Here is a 22,918-nt window from a genome sequence, read left to right as displayed (position 1 = left end):
GTTGCTTTCCTCGTCGGTCGCGCCCGGCTTACGGTATTGCAGGCACCCGGGGGCTTTCCGGAATCGATGGTTCAAACTACATTCATTTGCGCAAGTTTTGTGAAGACCCCTGGGCTTCACAGGAGGCGTTGTTGGCGCGCTGCGCCGTTCGAAGTCAGGCAGGGGAGTGCCTGGAGGAGATTGATTGAACAGGAGTTTGCTGGAAACCGTTGTGTCCGGCTCGCGCAAGCGCACGAGCCACGCACATGTCGTCGATCAGCTCGGCAAGGCAATCATATCAGGCGAATTTCCAGTCGGTTCCATTCTCCCGGGTGACCCTGAGCTTGCGGCACGCTTCAAGGTGTCGCGAACCGTGCTGCGCGAAGCCATGAAGACGCTGGCCGCCAAGGGGCTAGTCGTGCCGCGGGCCCGCATCGGCACGCGGGTGACGCCGCGCAACGACTGGAATCTCTTCGACAACGATATCCTGACCTGGCACTTCGAGTGCGGTGTCGATGAAGACTTCCTGTATCACTTGAGCGAAGTGCGCCTTGCCTTCGAGCCGCACGCAGCCGCTCTTGCGGCGCGAAACGCTTCCGAGGCCGAAATCAGCCGCATGATGCGTCTCGCGGTTGCCATGGGCGAGGAGGGCCATAGCGCCGAGAGCCTCGCAGGTGCTGACCTGAAGTTCCATCTTGCCGTCGCCGAGGCTTCCGGAAACCCCTTCATGCGCACGGTTGGCGGATTGATCGAAGCGGCGCTGGTCGGCGTCTTCAAGCTGAGCTCTCCCGTCGCCGAAAGGGGCGGCATAGACGAGGTTGCCCGCAACCACATCCGTATCGTCGAGGAAATCGGCAGGCGTGACGAGATCGGTGCACGGCTTGCGATGGAAAACGTGATCAAGATCGGGCGTGAGCGCGTACGCAGCGCGCTGCATAGTCGCGGTTGAGTCTACCGCCGGTCGAGATTGTTCAAGAAAAGAGCACTCGACCGTTCCAATGTTCAGAAGATTGCAGCGTTTTCAACGCTTGCGCTTGCTCAGATCGCGCGCTGGCCTTATCTGGTGAGGGCTTGCTCCTTGGGGAGCGGCTTCCGTCAACGGTGATCTGGAGACCATGTCCGAGTTTTTTGTCATTTTCGTCCTGCTTTTGATCAATGCATTTTTTGCTCTCTCGGAAATGGCAATCGTCTCGGCAAGCAAGCCCATGCTTCGCCAGATGGCAAGACAGGGAAATACCCGCGCCGAAGTGGCGCTGAGGCTTGCGGAAGATCCCGGTAAGTTCCTGTCCACGGTGCAGGTTGGCATCACGCTTGTCGGCACCTTGGCCGGCGCCTACGGCGGCGCGACCATTGCGGCGAAATTCGCTCCTTTCCTCGACGGAATCGCCTGGATCAATCCCTACGGCAACACGGTCGCCGTTGCGCTGGTCGTGACGCTGATTACCTTCCTGTCGGTGGTTATCGGCGAGCTCATCCCGAAGCAGCTGGCGCTGAAGAATTCCGAGGCGCTGGCGATGTTCGTCGCGCGCCCGATGCACCTCCTGTCGCGGATCGTTGCTCCGATCGTCTATGTCTTCGAGACGGCCGCGTCGCTTGCGATGCGCCTTCTCGGCATCCGTCCTGATGATCCCGATCATGTGACGGAAGAAGAAGTCCACGCGATCATGGCCGAAGGTGTCGAAAGCGGCGCCATCGAAAAGTCTGAGCATGAGATGCTCCGGCGAATCATCCGCCTTGGCGACCGCAACGTAAAATCGATCATGACCCACCGGACCGAGGTGAGCTTCATCGACATCAACGACAGCCTGGAGACGGTCGGTCGCAAGATCGGCCAGTTCGGCCATTCCCGCTATCCCGTGGTCGATGGCCCGAGCGGCGACGTTCTCGGCGCAGTTCTCGCCAAGGAAATCCTGAACGCGCCAACCTCCGGTCCGTTCGACGTGCGCAAGTATGTTCGTGAGATCCATACCCTGCCGGAAACGGCGTCCTGCCTGAAGGCGCTGGACGCCTTCAAGTCGTCGAGCATCAACATGGCAATGATCGTCGACGAGTATGGAAGCACCGAGGGCATCATCACCATCGCCGACATTCTCGAAGCGATCGTCGGAGTGCTGCCGTCGAACTACGACGACATCGAGCATGCGTTGATCCGCCAGCGCGAAGACGGAAGCTACCTTGTCGACGGCCGCACGCCGATCGACGAAATCCACCTGACGATCGGCATCGAGGGCATCGACGCCGACGGCAATTTCGAGACTATTGCCGGCTTCCTCGTGCAGCAATTGCGCAAGACGCCGGAGGAGGGCGATGTCGCGTTTGCCCACGGCTACCGGTTCGAAGTGATCGACATGGATGCGCGTCGCATCGACAAGATCCTGGTCAGCCGCTCGGACGAATCGGCCAACTGATCCCGTGACTGCATGGCCGGAGGCGTCTCACGCCCGGCCTGACGCTGTAGGCGCGGCGACCGCGCGATGCGGGGCGTGCGTTCGCGCATCGTCACCAGACTTCACGGTTGGTGTCACGGCGGCGACATGGTTGCCTCTTTACGGAACCACTTGGTCATCGCCGAAATCGTCCGACTACGGATGAACGAGCGCACCCGCGCTGAACGGGAGAAAGGTCGGGTTCTGCCCGGCCTTTTGGCTTTGCGCGGAAGGACTGCTGCGCCTGCGTTGTTCAGCGAAGCCGGAGAATGTCGCAGGACGTGCCCGCGGGCGCCTCGGTGGCGTGCGGCGCGCGCACGATCAGGCAATCGGACTGCGCGAAAACCTTCATCATCGACGAGTCCTGCCGCGAGAAGGGATGGGCGACCAACGTGCCGTCGCTGTCCCTCGTAAGGCGTGCGCGCACATAGTCCTGCCTGATGTCGTTGCCCGGAAGCGGGCTTGCAAGCCGTGCGGATGTCATACGGTCGCGCGACGGCAAGCGGGCGAGCTTCCGGGTCAGGGGCTTGAGGAAGAGCAGGGCGCAGACGAGGCTTGAGACCGGATTGCCCGGCAGGCCGAGGACCGTAGCCGTTCCGAGCTGTCCCACCATGAGCGGCTTTCCCGGGCGCATGGCGATGCGCCAGAAGTCGAGCGTCATGCCGCAGGCAATGAGCGTCGACTGCACCAGATCATGGTCGCCGACCGACGCGCCGCCGAGCGTGACGATCACGTCGACATCGGCTTCCTGCGCACGGCCGACCTGTGCGCTGATCGCGTCCCGGTCGTCTGGGACGATGCCGAGATCAATGACCTCGGCGCCGTTGTCGCGGGCGATCGCCGCAACGCCGAAACTGTTGGAGGCGATGATCTGGTCGTCGCCCGGCTTGCTGCCCGGAGGCACCAGTTCGTCGCCCGTGGCGAGGATGGCGATCCGCGGGCGCTTGAAGACCGGCAGGCTCGCATGGTTCATGCCGGCAGCGAGCGTCAATCGTCCAGCGTCGAGCACGTCGCCCGCCGAAAGTGCCGCTTCGCCGGCGATAAAATCCTGGCCGGCCGTTCGAATATGCCGACCCTTGCCGGGCACGAACTTGGTGCGGATCCGGTTGCCCGGCAACGTCTCGGTATCCTCCTGGATGATCACCGTATCGGCGCCCAATGGCACCGGCGCACCGGTGAAGATGCGCACGGCTTCGCCCGCTTTCATCTCGCCCTTAAAGCCATGGCCCGCAGCCGACTGGCCGATCACGGTCAGTTCGGCGCCGATGGTTTCGATGTCTCGGTGGCGCACAGCGTAGCCATCCATCGCCGAATTGTCGAAGGCCGGGTGGGTGACGTGCGCCGGAATATCCTGAGACAGCACGCGGCCGAGCCCGTCATGAAGGCCGACGAGCTCTGTCAATTGCGGTGGCGTGGCGCTGTGGAGGATTCGCTCGAGCGCATCTTCGACGGACACCAGCGCCATGGCCTCAATTCCCTTCGCGTCTGTAGTCGCCGGATCGCCCGCCGGATTTGCTGACCAACTGGATGCCGCCGATTTCCATCTCGCGATCCGCGGCCTTCGCCATGTCGTAGATGGTCAGGCAGGCGACGCTCACGGCGGTCAGCGCCTCCATCTCGACGCCGGTACGCCCCTTGAGCTTGGCAAGCGCCTCGACCCTGAGACCGGGAAGGGCCGGATCCGGCGTGATGTCGACGGCGACTTTGGTCAGCATCAGCGGATGGCAGAGCGGGATGAGGCTGGCGGTCTGCTTGGCGGCCATGATGCCGGCAAGCCGCGCCGTGCCGATGACGTCGCCTTTCTTGGCATCGCCCTCGAGGATGAGCGTCAGCGTTTCGGCCTTCATGCGCACATGGCCTTCGGCGACGGCAACGCGTACCGTCTCGGCCTTGTCGCCGACATCCACCATGTTCGCTTCGCCGCTGCCACCGATATGCGTAAGCGTCGGCTTGCTCATCACTCGGCCGCCAGCGTAGTGGCGGCGCCGGTCAGAAGCGTGCGCGTCGCGGCTTCGACGTCGCTCTGGCGCATCAGGCTCTCGCCGACGAGGAAGGTGGTGATGCCGCTCTTTTCCAGACGTTGGCAGTCCGCATGGGTGAAGATGCCGCTTTCGCCGACCAGCAGACGGTCGGCGGGCACCATGCCCGCAAGCTGCTCGGAAACCGCGAGATCGACCTCGAAGGTCCTGAGATTGCGGTTGTTGATGCCGACGAGCGGCGAGGTGAGCTTCAGCGCCCGCTCCATTTCCTCGGCGTCGTGCACCTCGATCAGCACGTCCATGCCAAGTTCGAAGGCTGCGTCTTCAAGTCGGCGTGCGTCGTCGTCGCTGAGCGAAGCCATGATCAAAAGGATGCAATCGGCGCCCCAGGCGCGCGCCTCGAACACCTGGTAGGTGTCGAACATGAAGTCCTTGCGCAGCGCCGGCAGGGCGCAGGCCGCACGCGCCGCTTCGAGAAAGGCAGGCGCACCCTGAAAGCTCGGGGCGTCCGTTAGCACCGACAGACAGGCCGCTCCACCGGCTTCATAGGCCTTGGCGAGCGCCGGAGGATCGAAATCCGGGCGGATCAGCCCCTTCGACGGGCTTGCCTTCTTGATCTCGGCGATCAGTCCGAACGTGCCGGCTTCCTTGCGTGCGGCGAGCGCCGCATGAAATCCGCGCGGGGCGGACTGGTCTGCGATGCGCGCCTTGAGTTCGTCGAGCGAAACTTGCGACTTGGCGGCAGCGATCTCGTCGCGTTTGTAGGCTTCGATCTTGCGCAGGATATCCGTCATGTCTGCCGATCCTTCCTCAGGCCGCGTTCGAAACGCTGATCAGGCGCTGCAGCGCGGTCTTCGCGCTGCCGCTTGAAAGCGATTGACGCGCAAGCGCCATGCCTTCGGCAAGGTCCTTCGCCCGTCCGGCTATCATCAGCGATGCGGCCGCATTGGCAAGGGAAATGTCCCGGTAGGGGTTCTCGGCGCCGTCAAGCACCGCCTGGAGCGCGACCGCATTATGCGCACCGTCGCCGCCCTTGAGCGCGTCGATCGTCACAGTCTGGAGTCCAAAGTCGGCCGGCGTCAGCGTGAAGGTGGCAATCTTGCCGTCCTTCAGCGCGGCGACCTCGGTCGTGCCGGTCGTGGTGATCTCGTCGAGGCCATCGCCATGAACGACCCAGACATTGTCCGAGCCGAGATCGCGCAGCACTTCGGCAAGCGGCTGCACCCATTGCGGCGCATAGACGCCCACGAGCTGGCGCTTGACGCCTGCCGGATTGGAGAGCGGGCCGAGCAGGTTGAAGATCGTGCGCGTTCCCAGCTCCACCCGCGTCGGGCCGACATGGCGCATGGCGGAATGGTGCTGCTGGGCGAACATGAAACCGACGCCGGCCTCGCGGATGCACCGCGAGATGGCTTCCGGACCGATGTCGAGCTTGACGCCGAGGCAGGAGAGCGCGTCGGCGGTGCCCGACTTCGAGCTCAGCGCCCGGTTGCCATGCTTGGCGACAGGCACCCCCGCACCGGCGACGATCAGCGAGGCCAGCGTCGAGATGTTGTAGGTGCCGGCGCCGTCGCCACCGGTTCCGACGATGTCGACCGCATCCGCCGGCGCCTCGACCGGCAGCATGCGGGCGCGCATCGCGCCCACTGCGCCGACGATTTCATCGACGGTTTCGCCGCGCACCCGCAATGCCATCAGGAAGCCGCCGATCTGCGATGGCGTCGCGGCGCCCGACATGATGATTTCGAAGGCGGCGCGTGCGTCTTCGCGGTTCAGCGCCTCGCGGGCGGCGACCTTGGCGACGAATGGCTTCAGATCACTCATCGATGGTTTCCTTGGGCCTATCGTTGCGCAATGGCGGTTTCAGCGAGCGTCTGGTTGATCGAAACGCCGTAGGCGGCCTGCAGCGTCGCGACCATCTGGTCGAGGATGTCCTCGCCGCTGACGCGGGCGAGAGCCTCGATCTGGCGGCTGTCGTCCTGCAGCACGTCTGCCGGGCCGGCGTTGTCAACCGAGGTGACCTGCAGGAGGATCTGCCCTTCGCCGCCGATGCCGGGGGCATTGGCGACATGGCCGTTCGCGCCGGAGAAGGCGGCGGCGACGGCCGCCGGGCTGAGTGCTGCGTCCGCTGTCGAGCGCGTCAGACCCGATTTTGTTTCGACGACGAGCCCAAGTTCGGTCGCGACGTCGGCGAGCTTCGCGCCCTGCTCGACGCGCTGCTTCAGCTCGCCGGCCTTCTTGGCAAGGGCGCCACGCTGCTGTTCGGCCATCCAGTCGGCGCCGATTTCGTCGCGGGCCTCGTCCAGCGTGCGATCGCGCGCCGGGATGACTTCATCGAGATCGAACCAGACATAGCCTTCGCGGCCGACATTCACCGGCAAGGTCTCGCCGCCAACATCGGCCTTGAAGACTTCCTGGAGGAGGGCTGCCTGCTCGGGCAGGCCGGCAACGTCGTCGCCATTCTTGTCCTTGCCGGTTGCGTCCACCGCATCGACGGTCACGAGCTTCAGCTTGAGCTGGTCGGCGACTTCCTTGATCGGAGCGCCCGAAGCGCGCTCGTCTTCGATCTTGTCGTGCAGGCGCATGACTTCCTCGCCCGCTGTGGAAAGGGCGATGTCCTTGCGCAGTTCTTCCTTCACTTCATCAAGGCTGCGGACGGTTTCCGGGCGGATGTTCGTCACGCGCAGGATGACCGGGCCGAAGGCACCGTCGACAACCGGCGTCACGCCGTCTGCCTGAAGCGCGAAAGCCGCTTCGCCGATCTTGGCATCGGGAACGCGATCCCTGGTGAACTCGCCAAGAAGAACGTCGGCGGAGGATTTGCCTTCGGCCTTTACGAGATCGTCGAAGCTGGTGCCGGCAGTAAGCTTTGCAGACGCTGCGTCAGCAGCCGCACGCGACGTGAAGGAGAGCTGTTCGATCGTCCGGGCGGCAGCGCTGCGGAAGCTCTCCTTGCGGCGGTCGTACTCGGTGCGGATCTCCTCGTCCGTGACAGCGCTCGTATCGGCAACGTCGGACGGCTCGAGCTTCACGTAGCTGATCTTGCGATACTCCGGGGCACGGTAGTTGGCCTTGCGGCTGTCGTACCAGGGGGAAAGCACGTCGTCGGCCGGCACCTTGACCGGGTCGATATTGGCGTTCGAGAGCAGCAGGTAATCGATCATGCGCTTTTCGTGCCGGTAGGCGCCGATCGCGTCGGTGAGAACCTTGGGGGCTGCGTAGCCGTCGGACAGCGCGTCGACGATCTGCGAGCGGATCGCGGTCTGGCTCTGGCTGTTGATGTAATCCTGTTCGCGCAGGCCTGCATTGCGCAGCACGCTCGAGAACGTCAGTCGGTCGAACTGGCCGTTGACGCTGTGGAACGCTGGATCGTCGGCGATCAGCTTGGCGAGCCGATCCTGCGACAGGCCGAGATTCATGTCGTTGGCGAGCTGGTCGAGAGCCGCGCCGGCCACGATCTGCGAGTAGACCCGCTGCTCGATGCCGAAGGCACGTGCCTGCTGCGGCGTCAGCCGCGTGCCGAGCTGGCGGGAAGCCTGCGCCAGCATGGTCTCGTAGGCGAGCCGGAATTCCGGGGGCTTGACCTTGACGTCACCGACGACCACCACCGCGTCCGACTGGTTCGTCATCGTCAGCGATGAGCCGCCCCACACCATGAACGACAGAACGAGAACGATTAGCAGGCCTTTGACGACCCAGGTCTGGGCGGCGCTTCTCAGGAATTCGAGCATGGGGGCAGAAACCTCGTTGCAATGCGGTGGCCATCGGCCAAACGAAATCGTTCCTTAAAACAAACGAAACAGGAAATGAAGGGTTGTTTGCCGCAAATTGCGCGCGCTCACGGGATCGTTGATCCCGGTCGTGCGGCCGTTCTCTCGGTGCTTGCCGCGACATGTTTGTCGTGGGCGAGGGTGGGGCGAAAGGCGCGCGCCGATCGGGCTGGCGCAGACGCTCAAGTCCATGTCGAATTTGTTAGCCGGCAACCGAAAAATATCTGTCACATTGGCTCGAACATGCCTCTGTTCTGTGGTTCTGTTGCAAGGGCGGAGCGATTCTGACGAGCATCCGCGGGAATAGTCCATGCAGTCGACAATCGTGATGGTAAACCTGTTTGGAGCAGTTGCGCTGCTTCTGTTCGGCCTGTCCCTGGTCAAGGACGGCGTGACCCGTGCCTTCGGGGCCCGGCTGCGTGCCGGCCTCGCTCAAGGAACCGACGGGTCTCTTCGCTCCTTTGCGACCGGACTTGTCGCGACCCTTGCCCTGCAGAGTTCCACTGCGACCGCGCTGATGACCGCATCCTTCGTGGAGAAGGGGCTCATCCGCGCGCGCATGGCGCAGATCGTGCTGCTCGGCGCCAATCTCGGCACGGCGATGACGGCCTGGATCGTTGCGACCGGGATCGAATGGCTGTCGCCGCTCGTCATCCTCATCGGCGTGGTCTTGCACCGCGCCAGCCGGTCGAATGCGCGCCAGGGTCTGGGCGCGGCCTTCGTCGGTATCGGCCTCATGCTCCTGTCGCTGCATCTTTTGGGCGCGGCGACGGAGCCGATGCGCGACAGTCCCGCCTTGGGGGCGTTCCTGTCGATGCTCGACAGCGCCTGGCCGGTCGCACTTCTCATTTCCGCGGGACTTGCCTTTGCGTCGTCGTCCAGTCTGGCTGTGGTGATGCTGGTGCTGTCACTCTCGACGACGGGCATCCTCAGCGTCGGGTTGACGGTGGCACTCGTGCTTGGCGCCAACCTCGGCGGCGCCGTTCCACCCGTCATGGCGACGCTCGGCTCTGCGCCGTCGGCACGCCGCGTCACCGTCGCCAATCTCGTCGTTCGCGCCGTCGGCTGTCTGATCGCGCTGCCGCTGACGGGTATCAGTGTGGAGTTTCTCCAAAGCCTGCCGCTGCCGCGCCAGAATCTGCCGGTCGACATTCACCTGGCCTTCAACCTCGCCGTTGCTATCCTTGCCTGGCCTTTTGCCGGACTGCTGTCGCAGCTGATGGTCCGGTTCATTCCGGACGGTGACGCCGAGGAAACCGGTCCGCGCTATCTCGACGAGGCGTCGCTGCACACGCCGGTCATGGCGCTCTCCGGGGCCACCCGCGAAGTGCTGCGCGTCGGCGACCTGGTCGAAGTGATGCTGATGCGGGCGGCCAATGCCTTCGAGAACAACGACCTCTCGGATATCCGCGACATCGGCAAGTTCGAAAAACAGGTCGATCAGCTGCAGCAGGAAGTGAAGATCTTCCTGTCGCGATTGGGCCGCGACGGCTTGAGCCAGGAAGACGGCCGGCGCTCGATCGTCATCATCGACTACGCCATCAACCTCGAGCATATGGGCGATATCATCGAGAAGGGGCTGTGCGAGGAGATCGCCAAGAAGGTCAACAACGGCCTGAAGTTCTCCGAGGAGGGCTATCAGGAACTGAAGAGCCTGTTCAACCTGACGATCGACAATCTGCGCGTCGCCCAATCGATCTTCGTCAGCCGCAATGCCGATCTCGCCCGCCAGCTGATCGAGGTGAAGGTGAGCGTTCGCCACATGGAGAAGCGTTCGGCCGAGAGGCATATCGAGCGGTTGCGCGACGGGCTGGTCCAGAGCCTGCAGACGAGCTCGCTGCATCTCGACATGCTCAGGGACCTGAAGCGCGTCAACGCCCATATCGCTTCCGTCGCCTATCCGATCCTCGAGGAAAACGGGCTTTTGAGCGAGAGCCGGTTGCGGCCGGGAGCCTAGTCGTTGCCGTCGATCAGCTGCCGGCGTCGGGCGCGGGCTTCAGGCCGTTGCGGATGAAGGCGTCGTAGCAGCTTGTCAGCATGATCCTGCTGTGGCCGGTTTCAAGGCTTGGCAAATAGAGCGACAGCAGCGTCTGGTTGACATTGGTCACCGGGCAGGTCGGTACCAGCGCGATGTCGACCGCGCTGAGGGCGGCGCGAACGCCTTCGTCCGGCGGCGGAATGGCACGGAAGGGATCGGCGCCGATCGCGACGTGCTCCGGTGCGCTGCGATCCATCAGCCACGGAAAGGGGTTGGTGAAGTCGATGTTGAAGATCGTCCCGAAGCGCACGCCGTTCTTGGCCTCGTAAGCCTTCAGCGCGTCGATCGCCTCATCGATGTTCGTGAGCCATATCGCCTGAAAATCGAAGTCGCTGTAAAGCAGGAACGACGGCAATTCGTCGGCCTTGGCGAAGGCGTCGAAAGTGGGGCGCTGGCTCGCGTAGATGGCGCGCAGGCGCTGGGCGCGAAGCGCCAGGATGGGGCGGAGATTGACCGCGCCCATCGTTTTGAGGTTGCGGCTTTCCAGCGCCACATTGTTGACCGCTCCGACCCAGGCGCGGGCACTTTTTTGCACGACGGCCGTGGCCGGGGGCAGGGCTGTCGCGAGTGCGAGTACGGCGACAGCGATTGCGACGGGCCGTGACTTGGCGGCTGTGGCCTCATCGATAGCGAGCTTGAGCAGCAGCGGCAGCAGGAAGATGAAAGCCTGGCTGCCGGTGTTCTGGCTTTCAAAAACGATGCCGGCAACAACGAAGGCGGACAACCAGAAAAACGGCTGATCGAACACCCTGCCGACCACCGCCAAGGACGGGCCCGTTCCAAGTTGCCGCAGCGATTGCGCGAAGGATGAAAAATGGGTGCCGATGAGAACGAGGCAAAGCAGCCCGGCCGGGATCAACAGCCCGGCGTTGAGCGAGGCTGCCTGCAGCAGGCGCGGCAGCAAGCTGCCGTCGTTGACGGAAAGTAGCGCCAGGATATCGGCAAGATAGGCGGAGACGCCGCCGAAGGAGAGTTCGACGATGGCGAGGATAGCAACCACCACAAGCCCCGCCGCGACAGCCGCTCGAAATGGCAGGCGTCCCGAAACAAAAGCCGTCAGGCACAGGAGGGTGCCGGCAACCGCGCCGGTGATCTTCACAAAGAAGAGCGCAGCCATGGCGCCCGCAACCGCGGCGACGAGCAGCCGGGGGTCGCGCACATGGATAAGTGCCGCCGCGAGAACATAGAGGAGCTGGCAGACCTGACGGTTGTAGATGCCGAAACCGTCTGAGCCGGGATAGGGGTAGAAGTCGCCGGTGTTGAACGGCAGGACCGAAAACATCAGGAACGGCAATAGGATCGCATAGGCGAGTGCGGTCGAGCGCTTCTGGACATCGATGACGACGAGCGCGATCAGCGGTCCGCTGACGAGAAGCAGGCACCAGCTCACCAGGAGCAGCGGCTGGCCGTTCGGAAAGATGCCCTGCAGGCCGGCGAAGAGATAATAGCCGAGAGCGCCGACGGGGGTGAAGAAGTCGACCGACGGGATCTGGCCGTCGCGGATGCGATTTGCGGCATCGAGATAGAGATAATGGTCCCAGAACATCGGGCCGATCGGCTGCGGGATCGTGAAGCTGAGCAGAACCGCGAGCACGCCAAGCACAAGGGCAAGCAGCAGAAGCGGAGATCGAGCGAGAGGTATGACCGCGCCGGTAGACTTTGCCGGTGTGTCGATGTCAGTGCGGCTGTGCATTGCGGCTTGATCCCCCGAAGGAGCGATGCACCCGCACGGCTTTGCTGACACAGGCTCCGCGCCTTCTTATGCCATCATCCGGTTTTAAGCCGGTTAATGCGACGTGATTGTGAGAATTATGCTTCTCGCAATATGTTGCTGCTAGCACCGCGCCGAATCGAAAGGCGATTTTGTACTTGAGCCGATTCCGATCTAAGGAATTGTGCAGTGGGCGCGAGCCTGGAAAAGACCAAGGAGAGATATATGGAACGGACGTGCCTGGCCATCGTTCTGGCTGCGGGTGAAAGCACGCGGATGAAATCGTCCATGTCGAAGGTCCTGCATCCGGTGGCCGGCCGACCGATGATCGCCCATGTCGTCGAGGCCCTGGCGAACGCTTCCATTTCGGACATCGCTCTCGTCGTCGGCCGCGACGCGGACGCGGTTTCGGCCGCCGCCGACATCGGCGGCGTATCTGTTTCCTCCTTTTTGCAGAAGGAACGGCTCGGCACCGGTCATGCGGTGCTTGCAGCCCGCGACGCTATCGCAAAGGGGTACGACGACATTCTCGTCGTCTTCGGCGATACGCCGCTGATCAAGCCGGAACCACTTCGGGCCGCTCGCGAGGGACTTGCGGCCGGCAACGATGTGGTGGTGATCGGCTTCGAGGCTGCAGACCCGTCGGGCTACGGCCGCCTGATCGTCAAGGACGGCGCGCTGCTCGCCATTCGCGAGCATAAGGACGCAACGGAAGAAGAGCGCCGGATCACCTATTGCAACGGCGGCCTGATGGCGATCGACGGCCGCAAGGCGCTCGATCTTCTCGGCCGCATCGGCAATGCCAACGTCAAGGGCGAGTACTATCTGACCGACCTCGTCGAGATCGTCCGCGAGATCGGCGGTCATGCAATTGCCGTCGAAGCGCCTGAGGAGGAACTGACCGGCTGCAACACACGCGCCGAGCTCGCCTTCATCGAGCGGCTGTGGCAGCAGCGCCGCCGTCACGAACTCATGCTGGCGGGCGTATCGATGATCGCGCCGGAAACCGTGTTTCTGGCCTGGGATACGATGCTGGAGCAGGATGTCCTGATCGAGCCCAATGTCGTCTTCGGCCCGGGCGTGCATGTCGAGAGCGGTGCGATCATTCATGCCTTCTCGCATGTCGAGGGTGCGACGGTCCGCGCAGGCGCGACGGTCGGCCCGTTTGCACGCCTGCGTCCGGGGGCTGATCTCGGCGAAAAGTCCAAGGTCGGCAATTTCTGCGAGGTCAAGAAGGCGGAGATCGGCGCCGGCGCCAAGGTCAACCATCTGACCTACATTGGCGATGCCTTTGTCGGCGCAGGCACCAACATTGGAGCCGGCACGATTACCTGCAACTATGACGGTGTGAACAAGCACGAGACCCGGATCGGCGAAAATGCCTTCATCGGCTCGAATTCGTCGCTCGTGGCTCCGGTGTCGATCGGCGACGGTGCTCTGGTCGCGTCCGGCAGCGTCATCACCGAGGATGTGCCGGCCGACGCTGTCGCCTTCGGCCGTGCACGCCAAGAGACCAAGCCTGGCCGGGCACGGCTGCTGCGTGAGCGTTACGAGGCGGTCAAGGCGGCCAAGAAGGCGGCGAAGGCTGCCGGTTAGGCCGTGGCGCCCGCGCGTCCGCGGGGCCGCCTCGGATTTGCCGCATGTCGCTTGAATCCGCCAGGATTTCAGGAAACATGCTGTGACGTTAAATATTGAAATCGAAAGTGAAATCGGGGCGGATTGCCTCGATCGGCAAATGCTTTACCAAGGCAGCGCGCCGGGCGGCATTTTCCGCCCTCGTTTACAGGGCGCCGATCGCGGCGCGGGGACGAATTCGGAGACGACTATGTGCGGTATTGTAGGCATCGTTGGCAACCAGCCGGTATCGGAACGACTGGTCGATGCGCTGAAGCGCTTGGAATACCGCGGTTATGATTCCGCCGGTGTCGCCACCGTCATTGGCGGAAAGCTGGAGCGCCGGCGCGCCGAAGGCAAGCTCGTCAATCTGGAGATCCGGCTGCGCGAAGAGCCGCTCGCCGGCACGATCGGCATTGCCCACACGCGCTGGGCGACCCATGGCGCGCCGACCGAGCGAAACGCGCATCCGCATTTCACCGACGGGGTCGCCGTCGTCCACAACGGTATCATTGAGAACTTCGCCGAGTTGAAGGACGAACTGATCGCCAGTGGCGCAAAGTTCGAAACGGACACCGACACCGAGGTCGTGGCGCACCTGCTCTCCAAGTTCCGCCGCGAAGGCCTCGGCCGGCGCGAGGCGATGCACGCGATGCTGAAGCGCGTCACCGGCGCCTATGCGCTTGCCGTGCTTTTCCAGGACGACCCTTCGACGATCATGGCGGCGCGCAACGGCCCGCCGCTTGCGATCGGCCATGGCCGGGGCGAGATGTTCCTCGGCTCCGACGCTATCGCGCTTGCGCCCTTCACCAATGAGATCACCTATTTGATCGACGGCGACTGGGCGGTGATTGGCGCCAACGGCGTGCATATCTTCGATCTCGACGGCAATGTCGTCGACCGGCCGAAGCAGCTGTCTTCGGCTGCCGCCTACATGATCGACAAGGGCAACCACCGGCACTTCATGGAGAAGGAGATCTATGAGCAGCCGGAGGTGATCGCCCATGCGCTCAGCCACTACATCGATTTCGCCGACAACCGCATCAAGGCCCTCGCAGGCGCGATCGATTTCGCCAAAATACCGAGCCTCGCGATTTCCGCCTGCGGCACCGCCTATCTCGCCGGCCTTGTCGGCAAGTACTGGTTCGAGCGCTACGCCCGCCTGCCGGTGGAAATCGATGTCGCGTCCGAGTTCCGCTACCGAGAGATCCCGCTGTCGCCTGAGGCGGCCGCACTGTTCATCTCTCAATCCGGCGAAACCGCCGACACGCTGGCCTCGCTGCGCTACTGCAAGGATCTCGGCCTGAAGATCGGTGCCGTCGTCAACACGCGCGAGTCGACCATCGCCCGCGAATCCGATGCCGTCTTCCCGATTCTTGCCGGTCCGGAAATCGGTGTCGCCTCGACCAAGGCCTTCACCTGCCAGCTCGCCGTGCTTGCTTCGCTTGCGATTGGCGCAGGCAGGGCCCGAGGCACGGTAAGCGCGGATGACGAGCGGACCCTGGTGCGGTACCTCGCCGAGATGCCGCGCATCATGGGGCAGGTGCTGAACGCCGTTCAGCCCAAGATCGAACTTCTGTCGCGCGAACTGTCGAAGTGCCGCGACGTGCTTTACCTCGGTCGCGGCACCAGCTTCCCCCTGGCGATGGAAGGCGCACTCAAGCTCAAGGAAATCTCCTATATCCACGCGGAAGGTTATGCCGCGGGTGAGCTGAAGCACGGGCCGATCGCGCTGATCGACGAGAACATGCCGGTCATCGTGATCGCGCCGCATGACCGCTTCTACGAAAAGACCGTCTCCAACATGCAGGAAGTGGCGGCGCGTGGCGGCCGGATCATCCTGATCACCGACGAGAAGGGCGCTGCCGCCTCGAAGCTCGAGACGATGGCGACGATCGTGCTGCCTGACGTCGACGAAGTCATCGCGCCGATGATCTTCTCGCTGCCGATCCAGCTCCTCGCCTACCACACCGCAGTGTTCATGGGCACCGACGTCGACCAGCCTCGCAACCTCGCCAAGTCGGTGACCGTCGAATGATCTATGTCCGGCACGAGCGCCCGGGAGATGAAAAGGCGATCCGCAACGTGACCGCGGCCGCTTTCGAAGGGCATCCGCGCAGCGATCAGAGCGAACCCCTCATCATCGAACGCCTGCGCGAGGCCGGTGCGCTGAGCGTGTCACTCGTCGCCGACATGAACGAGGAGATCGTCGGGCACATCGCCTTTTCGCCCGTTACTCTGACGCCGGATGAACCCGGCTGGTTCGGGCTCGGCCCGGTCTCGGTCAAGCCGGACCTTCAGGCCCAGGGCATCGGCAGGCAACTGATCCTCGAAGGGCTCGAATGGCTGCGGGCGGAAGGGGCCTCAGGCTGCGTCGTCGTCGGCGATCCGGCCTTGTATCAAAAGTTCGGTTTCCGCAACGAATCGGCTCTTGTATTCCCCGGTTGTGCGCCGCAATATTTCATGGCGCTGGCTTTTTCCGGCGCGATGGCGGCCGGTACGGTGGCTTATCATCCGGCCTTCGGCGTCGAGTGAGGTTGAGACGGAAGAAGCATGACGGAACACTCAAAACGCGGCTATATCGGCACCCGGCTGCGCAACTACTTCCTGACCGGTTTGATCATCTGCGCACCGGTGGCGATCACCGTCTGGCTCGTGCGCACGTTCATCGATTGGGCCGACGGTTGGGTGAAGCCGTACCTGCCCAACTTCTACAACCCGGACACCTATTCGCCTGTCGCCATCCCCGGCTTCGGCCTGCTCGTCGCGATTTTCGTGATCACCTTCGTCGGCTTCATGACAGCAAACCTCGTCGGTCGGTCGATCGTGAATTTTGCCGAGTCGCTCCTCAATCGCACGCCGCTCGTCCGCACGATCTACAAGTCCACCAAGCAGATATTCCAGACGGTGCTGCAGGAGCAGTCGTCCTCCTTCAAGAAGGCGGGGCTGATCGAATATCCGAGCCCGGGTATCTGGTCGCTGGTCTTCATCGCAACGGATGTGAAAGGCGAGATCGCCTCGAAGTTCAACGAGCGTGGCATGGACATGGTGGCGGTCTTCCTGCCGCCGACCCCGATCCCGACGGCGGGTTTCCTGCTGTTCATCCCGCGTGACAAGATCATCCCGCTCGAGATGAGCGCGGAGGACGCGGCCAAGCTCCTGATTTCGGGGGGGCTCGTGACGCCCGATCAAAAGCCGATCGCCAACGTCCCCTTGAAGATCGGCCAGCAAAAGACGCCTGAGCTTCCCGTCACTTGATGCCAGGCTGCCGCGAACGTCGCCTTTGCGGGCCGGCGGAAGGTCAGCCGGCGCGCAGGAAGCGGATCGCCTCGTCGCGGCGGTAGAGATAGAGCAGCGTGCGCAGCGCTTCGCCGCGCTCCGAGGTAAGATCCGGATCGCGCTCGATCACATAGGCGGCGTCCTTTCGCGCAATCTCGAGCAGATCGCCGTGGGCTTCCAGGCTGGCGATGCGGAAGCCCGGCGTGCCCGATTGCCGGGTGCCGAGCAATTCGCCTTCGCCGCGCAGCTTCAGGTCTTCCTCGGCGATGAGAAAGCCGTCTTCGCTGTCGCGCAGGATCGAGAGCCGCGCCCGGCCGGTCTCACCGAGCGGCCCCTTGTAGAGCAGGATGCAGGTCGAGGCCTCGTCGCCACGGCCGACACGGCCGCGCAACTGGTGGAGCTGGGCGAGGCCGAAGCGTTCCGCATGTTCGATCACCATGATCGTCGCATCAGGCACGTCGACGCCGACTTCGACAACGGTGGTGGCGACCAGCAGGCGGATCTCGCCGCTCTTGAAGGCGAGCATCACGGCGTCCTTTTCCGCCCCGTTCATGCGGCCGTGCACGAGGCCGACATTGTCGCCGAAGCGCTTGGCGAGGCCTTCGTATCGTTCTTCCGCCGACATGACATCGACGGCTTCCGATTCCTCGACGAGCGGGCAGATCCAGTACGCCTTCTTGCCTTCGCGAAGGGCCGCGTCCAAGCGATCGACGATGTCGTCAACGCGTTCCGTCGGGATCGTCACGGTCTGGATCGGCTTGCGCCCGGCGGGCTTCTCCGTGAGCTTCGACACGTCCATGTCGCCGAAGGCGGCAAGCACCAGCGTGCGCGGAATGGGCGTTGCCGTCATCACAAGCATATGCGGCGAGATCCCCTTGGCAGTCAGGCGCAGGCGCTGGTGGACGCCGAAGCGATGCTGTTCGTCCACCACAGCCAGCGTCAGTTCCTTGTAGCTCACCGTTTCCTGGAAGAGCGCGTGCGTGCCGATCACCATCCGGGTCTCGCCGGAGGCGATGCGCTCGAGGATGGCGTCGCGCTCCTTGCCCTTGGTGCGGCCGGTCAGAACGTCGATCGTCAAGCCGGCAGGGGCCGCCATTCTGGCAAGCGTCGCATGGTGCTGGCGGGCGAGAATTTCCGTCGGCGCCATCAGCACGGCCTGTCCGCCCGATTCGACGGCTGCCAGCATCGCCATCAGGGCGACCATCGTCTTGCCGGAGCCGACGTCGCCCTGCAGCAGCCGGAGCATGCGTTCGTTCCCGGACATGTCCTTCAGGATGTCGGCGATCGCCGTCGACTGGCTCGCCGTCAGCGAAAAGGGAAGGGCATTGATGACCGGACGGGAAAGCACGCCGGTCGCGTGAACCGGCGTCCCCGCGACCTTGCGCAGGCGTTGGCGAACAAGAGCCAGGGACAGTTGTCCGGCCAGAAACTCGTCATAGGCAAGGCGGCGGCGGGCGGGTGCCTGCGGATCAAGGTCGGTCGCGTCGCGGGGATCATGGAGCGCCCGGAAACCTTCGGCCGCTGTGCTGAAACCCTGTCGCGTCAGCAGCGCGTCGTCCATCCATTCCGGCATGTCCGGGACGCGGGCGACGGCCGCCTCGATCGACTTGCGTAATATCCGGGGTGAAAGTCCCGCCGTCAGCCCGTAGACCGGCTCGACCAGCGGCAGGTTTTCCGCTTCGCTTGCCCGGACCGCATAGTCCGGGTGAACCATGGAGGGGCGGCCGTTGAACCAGTCGACCTTGCCGCTGACGATGACTGTCTCATCGACCGGCAGCGATTTTTCCAGCCAGTTGCCCTTGACGCGGAAGTAGGTGAGCGCCAGCTCCCCGGTCTCGTCATGCAGGAAGACGCGATAGGGCAGGTTGGGTTTACCGCGTGGCGGCGGCTGGTGGCGATCGACCCGGCCGGTGATGGTGACGATGACGCCTTGCGGCGCATGGGCGATGCCCGGCTGCTGGCGCCGGTCGATCAACGAATGCGGCGCGTGAAAAACGAGGTCGACGACGCGGCAGTCTTCGATCGTGTCACGGCCGAGCAGACGGGCATAGAGTTCGCCGATCTTCGGGCCGATGCCTGGAAGCGTGTCGAGCGGAGAGAAGAGCGGGTCGAGCAGGGCAGGGCGCATGGCGATGAAATTGCGATGATAATTCGGGCTTTGGCAAGGCTGACAATCGGCTATTCAGCGTTTATAGAGCCATTGACGAAAAACCGTACCCTAAAGCCTTCGGCGTTCGTTTGACCCTACGGACGCTATGGCGGGCGGCAGGAAGGAAATCCCATGACTGGCATCTCACGCACCAGCGCCGATCTCGATCCGCGTCGACGGCGGATCCTGTTTCGCGCCTGGCATCGCGGCATCCGCGAGATGGATCTGATCCTCGGGCAGTTTGCCGAGGCCGAGCTTTCGACGCTTTCCGACGAACAGCTCGACGAACTTGAGACGATCATGGGCGAAGAGGACAACGATCTCGTGAAATGGATCACCGGCGAGCAGCCGGTGCCGTCCCGCTACCAGACGCCGATGTTCGAGCGCATCACCGCCTATCGTCCGGATTTCGACAAGCTCCCCGAAGGGATGAAATAGACCGATGATGCTGGCTGGCCTTGATCCGAAGAAAATTGTCGAAGCACAGCGGGAGATCACGATCGGGCCGGTACCTTCCGGAGCCGAGGCGCTGGTCCTTGCCGAGCTGGCCCGTGCCGGCCAGCCGGTCGCCTATATTCTTTCGGATGGCCAGCGGATCGCCGATCTGGAGCAGGTCCTCTCCTTCGTCGCGCCCGACATTCCGGTGCTGACGCTTCCCGGCTGGGACTGCCTTCCCTATGACCGCGTCTCGCCGAGCGCCGATACCTCGGCCCGGCGGTTGGCCGCACTCAGTGCGCTGATCGCGCACAAGAAGAAGCCGCACGCGGCGATCGTGCTGGTGACGGTCAACGCCGCGCTCCAGAAGATCTCGCCGCAGGACGTGATCCAGAGTCTGGCGTTCTCGGCCCGCCCGGGCAACCAGGTGCGCATGGACGACATCGCTGCCCGCCTGGAGCGCAACGGCTTCGAGCGGGTCGCGACCGTGCGCGAGGTCGGCGAATACGCGGTGCGCGGCGGCATTCTCGATGTCTTCGTGCCGGGGAGCGGCGAGCCGCTGCGCCTTGATTTCTTCGGCGATACGCTCGAAACCATTCGCTCGTTCGATCCTGCAAGTCAGCGCACGACCGGTCAGGTCCGCTCCCTCGATCTCAATCCGATGAGCGAGGTGTCGCTGACGCCCGAAACGATCAGCCACTTCCGCAAGCACTACCTGTCGCTGTTCGGCGCGACGACCCGCGACGACGCGCTTTACCAGGCTGTCTCCGAAGGCCGGCGCTATGCCGGCATGGAGCATTGGCTGCCGCTGTTCTATGACGGGCTGGAGACAGTCTTCGACTATCTCGACGGCTTCCGTATCGTCACCGATCATCTGGCGCGCGAAGCTGCGGCTGAGCGCTCGAAGCTCATTCTCGACTATTACGACGCCCGTCTGGCATCGGCGTCTCCGGGCAAGGCGCAGGCCACCCAGGGCACGCCCTACAAGCCGGTTCCGCCGGAACTGCTCTATCTGAGCTCGCAGGGCTTCAACGCCGGCCTGAGTTCGCGCGACGCCATTCGCCTGTCGCCCTTCAACGAACACGAGGGCGAAGCCCGCCAGGTCATCTCGGTCGATGCGCGACAGGGCATGCGCTGGGCGAAGTCGGCCGGCGAGGGTGACGCCGAGGACGAGCGCGTCAACGTCTTCGATCAGGCGGTCAAATTTATCGCCGAGCGACGCTCTAAGGGCGCCAAGGTGGTGATCTCGGGCTGGAGCGAAGGCTCGCTCGACCGTCTGCTCCAGGTCCTTGCCGAGCACGGTCTCGGCAACATCAAGCCGATCAAGGCGCTGGCCGAGGTCAAGTCGCTGAAACCGGGTGAGGCGGCATCCGCCGTGCTCAGCATCGAAGCCGGCTTCGAAACCGGCGATCTCGTCGTTATCGGCGAACAGGACATCCTCGGCGACCGCATGGTCCGCCGCTCGAAGCGGCGCAAGCGCGGGGCCGACTTCATCGCCGAAGTGGCCGGCCTCGACGAGGGCAGCTATGTCGTGCATGCCGAGCACGGTATCGGTCGCTTCGTCGGCCTGCGCACCATCGAAGCCGTCGGCGCACCGCACGATTGTCTTGAGCTCGTCTATGCCGACGATGCCAAGCTGTTTCTGCCGGTCGAAAACATCGAGCTGCTGTCCCGATACGGCTCGGAAGGCACCGATGCGATCCTCGACAAGCTTGGCGGCGTCGCCTGGCAGGCGCGTAAGGCGAAGCTCAAGAAGCGGCTGCTCGACATGGCAGGCGGCCTCATCCGCATCGCCGCCGAACGCCATACGCGCCGCGCACCGGCGCTCGTCGCCCAGGATGGCGTCTATGACGAGTTTGCCGCCCGCTTCCCCTATGACGAGACCGAAGACCAGTTGAGCTCGATCGACGCAGTGCGCGACGATCTCGGCAGCGGCCGCCCGATGGATCGCCTCGTCTGCGGCGACGTCGGCTTCGGCAAGACAGAGGTGGCCCTGCGCGCTGCCTACATCGCCGCCATGAACGGCGTGCAGGTCGCGGTCGTGGTGCCGACGACGCTGCTCGCGCGCCAGCATTTCAAGACCTTTTCCGAGCGTTTCCGCGGCTTGCCAATCCGTATCCAGCAGGCCTCGCGTCTCGTCGGCTCCAAGGAGCTGGCACTGACGAAGAAGGAAGTGGCCGACGGCAAGACCGACATCGTCGTCGGGACGCATGCGCTTCTCGGCTCCTCGGTCAACTTCGCCAATCTCGGCCTCCTGATCATCGACGAGGAGCAGCACTTCGGCGTCAAGCACAAGGAGCGGCTGAAGGAGCTGAAGTCCGACGTGCACGTGCTGACGCTGTCGGCAACGCCGATCCCGCGCACGCTGCAGCTCGCCCTGACCGGGGTTCGCGAACTGTCGCTGATCACTACGCCGCCGGTCGACCGCATGGCGGTGCGCACCTTCATTTCGCCGTTCGATGCGCTGGTGATCCGCGAAACGCTGATGCGCGAACATTATCGCGGCGGCCAGAGCTTCTATGTCTGCCCGCGCCTGAGCGACCTGTCGGAAATCCACGACTTCCTGAAGTCGGACGTTCCGGAGCTGAAGGTGGCCGTCGCCCACGGCCAGATGCCGGCGACTGAGCTCGAAGACATCATGAACGCCTTCTATGACGGCCGTTACGATGTGCTGCTGTCGACGACGATCGTCGAGTCCGGTCTCGACGTGCCGACGGCCAACACGCTGATCGTTCACCGCGCGGACATGTTCGGTCTTGCTCAGCTCTACCAGCTTCGCGGCCGCGTAGGCCGATCGAAGGTGCGCGCCTTCGCGCTGTTCACGCTGCCGGTCAACAAGACGCTGACGGGCATGGCCGAGCGCCGGCTCAAGGTTCTGCAGTCGCTCGACACGCTTGGCGCCGGCTTCCAGCTTGCGAGCCACGACCTCGATATTCGAGGCGCCGGCAACCTGCTCGGCGAGGAACAGTCGGGTCATATCAAGGAAGTCGGCTTCGAGCTTTACCAGCAGATGCTCGAGGAGGCGGTTGCCGAGCTCAAGGGCGAGGAAGAAATCCACGACACCGGCTGGTCGCCACAGATTTCGGTCGGCACCCCGGTCATGATCCCGGAACACTACGTACCGGATCTGCACCTGAGGCTCGGTCTCTATCGCCGCCTCGGCGAACTGACGGACCTGAAGGAGATCGACGGCTTCGGCGCCGAGATGATCGACCGCTTCGGTCCGCTGCCGATCGAGGTCCAGCATCTCTTGAAGATCGTCTACATCAAGTCGCTCTGCCGCACGGCCAACGTCGAGAAGCTCGATGCCGGGCCGAAGGGCGTCGTCGTGCAGTTCCGCAACAAGGAATTCCCGAATCCGGCGGCGCTCGTCGGCTACATCGCCAAGCAGGGTACGCTGGTGAAGATCAGAGCGGACCAGAGCGTCTTCTTCCAGCGCGAGCTGGTGACCCCGGAGAAGCGCCTTTCGGGTGCGGCAATGGTGATGACGCAGCTTGCCGGCCTGGCAAAATAACGAAAGGCCATCCTGCCGCTGGAT

General features: G+C 63.7%; 16 protein-coding genes. 9 read left to right on the top strand and 7 right to left on the bottom strand.

Translation table 11 applies throughout. The features are described from left to right. Window positions 1-184 precede the first annotated feature (184 nt). Both XB14_RS09200 and XB14_RS09195 read left to right on the top strand, forming a co-directional pair. Window positions 185-928, top strand: coding sequence for a FadR/GntR family transcriptional regulator (locus XB14_RS09200; protein WP_077961297.1), 744 nt, complete (start codon window positions 185-187; stop codon window positions 926-928). A 166-nt stretch (window positions 929-1,094) separates the two neighbouring features. Then, on the top strand, window positions 1,095-2,387 hold the full coding sequence (locus XB14_RS09195; RefSeq protein WP_077961296.1) for a hemolysin family protein: 1,293 nt from the start codon (window positions 1,095-1,097) through the stop codon (window positions 2,385-2,387). Between the two features lie 271 nt (window positions 2,388-2,658). Here the strand turns inward: XB14_RS09195 and glp are convergent, their stop codons facing one another. Genes glp through XB14_RS09170 form a run of 5 tightly spaced genes read right to left on the bottom strand, consistent with a single transcriptional unit; the run spans window position 2,659 to window position 8,115 of the window. Next, entirely contained in the window at window positions 2,659-3,870 is a 1,212-nt protein-coding gene (gene glp, locus XB14_RS09190; protein WP_077961295.1) for a gephyrin-like molybdotransferase Glp, read from the bottom strand. A gap of 4 nt (window positions 3,871-3,874) precedes the next feature. Then, window positions 3,875-4,363: a cyclic pyranopterin monophosphate synthase MoaC gene (gene moaC, locus XB14_RS09185; protein ID WP_077961294.1), complete on the bottom strand. Its 489-nt coding sequence runs from the start codon at window positions 4,361-4,363 to the stop codon at window positions 3,875-3,877. Further along, window positions 4,363-5,178 carry an indole-3-glycerol phosphate synthase TrpC gene (trpC, locus tag XB14_RS09180; RefSeq protein ID WP_077961293.1) on the bottom strand — a complete coding sequence of 272 codons (816 nt, stop codon included), beginning with the start codon at window positions 5,176-5,178 and terminating at the stop codon, window positions 4,363-4,365. The genes moaC and trpC overlap by 1 nt, the downstream gene beginning before the upstream one ends. A gap of 16 nt (window positions 5,179-5,194) precedes the next feature. Beyond that, the gene (trpD, locus tag XB14_RS09175) at window positions 5,195-6,208 is read right to left on the bottom strand and encodes an anthranilate phosphoribosyltransferase (RefSeq protein ID WP_077961292.1); all 1,014 of its coding nucleotides are present in this window, start codon (window positions 6,206-6,208) and stop codon (window positions 5,195-5,197) included. A 17-nt stretch (window positions 6,209-6,225) separates the two neighbouring features. Continuing rightward, on the bottom strand, window positions 6,226-8,115 hold the full coding sequence (locus XB14_RS09170; RefSeq protein WP_077961291.1) for a peptidylprolyl isomerase: 1,890 nt from the start codon (window positions 8,113-8,115) through the stop codon (window positions 6,226-6,228). 349 nt (window positions 8,116-8,464) lie between these two features. On the opposite strand from XB14_RS09170, the gene XB14_RS09165 reads away from it, so the two are divergent. Beyond that, complete coding sequence (locus XB14_RS09165) at window positions 8,465-10,111, top strand: Na/Pi cotransporter family protein (protein WP_077961290.1); 1,647 nt, start codon at window positions 8,465-8,467, stop codon at window positions 10,109-10,111. A gap of 13 nt (window positions 10,112-10,124) precedes the next feature. Here the strand turns inward: XB14_RS09165 and XB14_RS09160 are convergent, their stop codons facing one another. Next, a complete protein-coding gene (locus XB14_RS09160) occupies window positions 10,125-11,885 on the bottom strand; it encodes a hypothetical protein (protein WP_077961289.1) in 1,761 nt (586 codons plus the stop codon). A 243-nt stretch (window positions 11,886-12,128) separates the two neighbouring features. On the opposite strand from XB14_RS09160, the gene glmU reads away from it, so the two are divergent. From glmU to XB14_RS09140, 4 genes are all read left to right on the top strand, one after another. Then, window positions 12,129-13,499: a bifunctional UDP-N-acetylglucosamine diphosphorylase/glucosamine-1-phosphate N-acetyltransferase GlmU gene (glmU, locus tag XB14_RS09155; RefSeq protein ID WP_077961288.1), complete on the top strand. Its 1,371-nt coding sequence runs from the start codon at window positions 12,129-12,131 to the stop codon at window positions 13,497-13,499. Window positions 13,500-13,728: 229 nt separating this feature from the next. After that, the gene (gene glmS / locus XB14_RS09150; RefSeq protein WP_077961287.1) at window positions 13,729-15,555 is read left to right on the top strand and encodes a glutamine--fructose-6-phosphate transaminase (isomerizing); all 1,827 of its coding nucleotides are present in this window, start codon (window positions 13,729-13,731) and stop codon (window positions 15,553-15,555) included. After that, window positions 15,555-16,052, top strand: a complete 498-nt coding sequence (locus XB14_RS09145) for a GNAT family N-acetyltransferase (RefSeq protein WP_077961946.1) — start codon at window positions 15,555-15,557, stop codon at window positions 16,050-16,052. Before glmS ends, XB14_RS09145 begins: the two co-directional genes overlap by 1 nt. An 18-nt stretch (window positions 16,053-16,070) precedes the next feature. After that, complete coding sequence (locus XB14_RS09140; protein WP_077961286.1) at window positions 16,071-16,775, top strand: DUF502 domain-containing protein; 705 nt, start codon at window positions 16,071-16,073, stop codon at window positions 16,773-16,775. A 43-nt stretch (window positions 16,776-16,818) separates the two neighbouring features. Here XB14_RS09140 and recG read toward each other — a convergent pair whose 3' ends face one another. Further along, a complete protein-coding gene (gene recG, locus XB14_RS09135; RefSeq protein WP_077961285.1) occupies window positions 16,819-18,924 on the bottom strand; it encodes an ATP-dependent DNA helicase RecG in 2,106 nt (701 codons plus the stop codon). 153 nt (window positions 18,925-19,077) lie between these two features. Here recG and XB14_RS09130 point away from each other — a divergent pair, with 153 nt between their 5' ends. Both XB14_RS09130 and mfd read left to right on the top strand, forming a co-directional pair. Continuing rightward, window positions 19,078-19,383 carry a succinate dehydrogenase assembly factor 2 gene (locus XB14_RS09130; RefSeq protein ID WP_077961284.1) on the top strand — a complete coding sequence of 102 codons (306 nt, stop codon included), beginning with the start codon at window positions 19,078-19,080 and terminating at the stop codon, window positions 19,381-19,383. 7 nt (window positions 19,384-19,390) lie between these two features. Beyond that, complete coding sequence (gene mfd, locus XB14_RS09125; protein ID WP_077961945.1) at window positions 19,391-22,894, top strand: transcription-repair coupling factor; 3,504 nt, start codon at window positions 19,391-19,393, stop codon at window positions 22,892-22,894. Window positions 22,895-22,918: the final 24 nt, after the last annotated feature.

It is taken from the genome of Ensifer adhaerens (assembly GCF_002007205.1).
In the GTDB taxonomy this organism is placed as follows: Bacteria; Pseudomonadota; Alphaproteobacteria; order Rhizobiales; family Rhizobiaceae; genus Ensifer; species Ensifer adhaerens_D.
Note: the sequence above shows the minus strand (reverse complement) of the source record. Positions and strands in the feature narration are given on the sequence as shown.

Bases quoted from the DNA above. Each gene is read 5' to 3' on its own strand.
- XB14_RS09195 (WP_077961296.1), top strand. From the start codon at position 1,095: ATGTCCGAGTTTTTTGTCATTTTCGTCCTGCTTTTGATCAATGCATTT.
- XB14_RS09160 (WP_077961289.1), bottom strand. From the start codon at position 11,885: ATGCACAGCCGCACTGACATCGACACACCGGCAAAGTCTACCGGCGCG.
- trpC (WP_077961293.1), bottom strand. From the start codon at position 5,178: ATGACGGATATCCTGCGCAAGATCGAAGCCTACAAACGCGACGAGATC.
- glmU (WP_077961288.1), top strand. From the start codon at position 12,129: ATGGAACGGACGTGCCTGGCCATCGTTCTGGCTGCGGGTGAAAGCACG.
- glp (WP_077961295.1), bottom strand. From the start codon at position 3,870: ATGGCGCTGGTGTCCGTCGAAGATGCGCTCGAGCGAATCCTCCACAGC.
- XB14_RS09140 (WP_077961286.1), top strand. From the start codon at position 16,071: ATGACGGAACACTCAAAACGCGGCTATATCGGCACCCGGCTGCGCAAC.
- trpD (WP_077961292.1), bottom strand. From the start codon at position 6,208: ATGAGTGATCTGAAGCCATTCGTCGCCAAGGTCGCCGCCCGCGAGGCG.
- mfd (WP_077961945.1), top strand. From the start codon at position 19,391: ATGCTGGCTGGCCTTGATCCGAAGAAAATTGTCGAAGCACAGCGGGAG.
- recG (WP_077961285.1), bottom strand. From the start codon at position 18,924: ATGCGCCCTGCCCTGCTCGACCCGCTCTTCTCTCCGCTCGACACGCTT.
- glmS (WP_077961287.1), top strand. From the start codon at position 13,729: ATGTGCGGTATTGTAGGCATCGTTGGCAACCAGCCGGTATCGGAACGA.
- XB14_RS09130 (WP_077961284.1), top strand. From the start codon at position 19,078: ATGACTGGCATCTCACGCACCAGCGCCGATCTCGATCCGCGTCGACGG.
- XB14_RS09170 (WP_077961291.1), bottom strand. From the start codon at position 8,115: ATGCTCGAATTCCTGAGAAGCGCCGCCCAGACCTGGGTCGTCAAAGGC.
- moaC (WP_077961294.1), bottom strand. From the start codon at position 4,363: ATGAGCAAGCCGACGCTTACGCATATCGGTGGCAGCGGCGAAGCGAAC.
- XB14_RS09165 (WP_077961290.1), top strand. From the start codon at position 8,465: ATGCAGTCGACAATCGTGATGGTAAACCTGTTTGGAGCAGTTGCGCTG.